The organism is Armatimonas sp., from assembly GCF_043760365.1.
Lineage (GTDB): Bacteria > Armatimonadota > Armatimonadia > Armatimonadales > Armatimonadaceae > Armatimonas.
This window is the reverse complement of sequence record NZ_JAYUPA010000466.1, coordinates 1-1,671: the sequence shown is the minus strand read 5'-3', so window position 1 is coordinate 1,671 and position 1,671 is coordinate 1. Positions and strand designations below refer to the sequence as shown.

1 protein-coding gene and 1 pseudogene are annotated in these 1,671 nt (G+C 57.4%); both read right to left on the bottom strand.

Annotated elements, in window-relative coordinates; genetic code table 11:
* Positions 1–23: 23 nt before the first annotated feature.
* The gene (locus ACH2EH_RS10965; protein ID WP_395141601.1) at positions 24–521 is read right to left on the bottom strand and encodes a S26 family signal peptidase; all 498 of its coding nucleotides are present in this window, start codon (positions 519–521) and stop codon (positions 24–26) included.
* 19 nt (positions 522–540) lie between these two features.
* Positions 541–1,671 (bottom strand): annotated as a pseudogene (locus ACH2EH_RS10960) (peroxiredoxin); the annotation flags it as partial.

Genomic DNA, 1,671 nt, shown 5'->3' with positions numbered 1-1,671 from the left:
AATATTCGTTGTTAAAACTGTGCTCAACGCCAAACCTTTCCGATAATCTCCGACTCGAAGATTGCACCAAAGTCGCGGGAGTCGGTGGAGTTGTTGATGTTATCGCCTAGGACGTAGACGCCGTTGCGGGCATTACCGGAAAACCTCTCCCGGCTGAAGAGTACGGCGGTTGGGTAGGTGCCCGTGGGAGTCTTCAGAATCTCCGGCCAACGACGGGTGCCGGTGGCATTTTGTAGGAAGATGACGCGCTTGACCAGCTCTTCGTCCCGGTTTTTCTGGCCCGGTTTCACTCCCACCACGATAATATCGCCTTCTTTGAGTGGTGAGAAGAGCTTCCATGCTTTGAGAATGGTCAGACTCTGGCCGGGCTTGAGGGTGGGGAGCATGGATTGCCCCACCACGATAGCTCTACCAAAGGAGAAAAACGCCCCCACTGCCAGTAGCAGTAGGGGAATAAGAACCAAGCGCTCGATGAGCTTGAGACGCTCCAGGCGCTGTTTACGGAGTTCGTCATCAGGCATGCGTGGCTTATACTATACCCTACTGCCCGTTTCGTCTGCGTCCCCCGAAGCCTCCCAGCAGGTTCTGCATCCGGAGCTGCTGTGTTTTATTTCCCTCGGAGACCACATCAATGAAACCGATCATCATCTCCTCAAAAGTCTGCTCGCCCCAGGTGACCGTCTTGGTGGCGTCGGGATTGTGCGGGTTCTTGGTGGAGTTGTCGTACCATGCCTCAATGAGAATCTTCGTCCCCGACGGGACTTTTTTGGGCTCTTTGAGCAGGTAGCGCGTCTGCCAGTTGAAGTCGTACTTCGGCACCGAGAGCAGTGTCTCCTCTTTGCCATCCGGGTAGGTCGCGCTCATCCGAAAGGCCTTGCCCCGGACATGCATGTGCGGCGAGTAAGAGTAGATCGTCGAGCTGACCGGAACCGTGAAGCTCCGTGAGGACTTGTAGCTCTCCGCGCCCGGGGGAATGCGCAAGTTCAGGCTGAGAATCCCAATGGTGTCCACTATCTCTTTAGGGGGCTCCTTGGCGAAGATGAGTCCAAGCTCACTCAGGTCTTTCTGCTCCGTGCCATTGGGGGTGTAGTGCACCTGGAACATCAGATCCGTACCCTTAGGAACCTTCTTGGCGATTCCGTCTGGGAAGACCATGGGGCTCTCACCCGGGACATACTCCGCGACAAAACCATCCAGGCCGTTGGGAACACCGCCTCTTTTATCGTCCAAGAATACCAGGACATGATGAATGACGCTTCGCGCTCCGGGCTTGACTTCGGCGGCCTGGACCCACTTGTCCTCGGTGAAACCCGTCGGGACGCGGAACCACTTGTAGGGCAGGACGCCCGTTGCTTGAACGGTGTAGGGCTTGTCCATCTTGAGCACCATATCGGGTTTGCCGATATTCCAGTTTGATGCAAATGTCTTAGGCGCGGGAAGCTTTTTAGGGTCGCCTTCTGGGGTGCCTTGCTTTACCCAGGCCAGCACGGTGGCCTTCTCCTTGGCACTGAGGCTGCGGTCGTTGGCGAAGCTGCCGTGGCGCGGATCGGCGTGCCACGGGGGCATGCGGCTGTTGGTCACCGTCTCCCCGATCATCGCGCTCCAGCGCTTGGCATTGGCGTAGCTCTGAAGCGGGAACGGCCCCACTTGCCCAGGGCGGTGACAGCTCTC

Excerpts from the sequence above, each read along its gene's own strand:
- ACH2EH_RS10965 (WP_395141601.1), bottom strand. The coding sequence starts at position 521 with ATGCCTGATGACGAACTCCGTAAACAGCGCCTGGAGCGTCTCAAGCTC.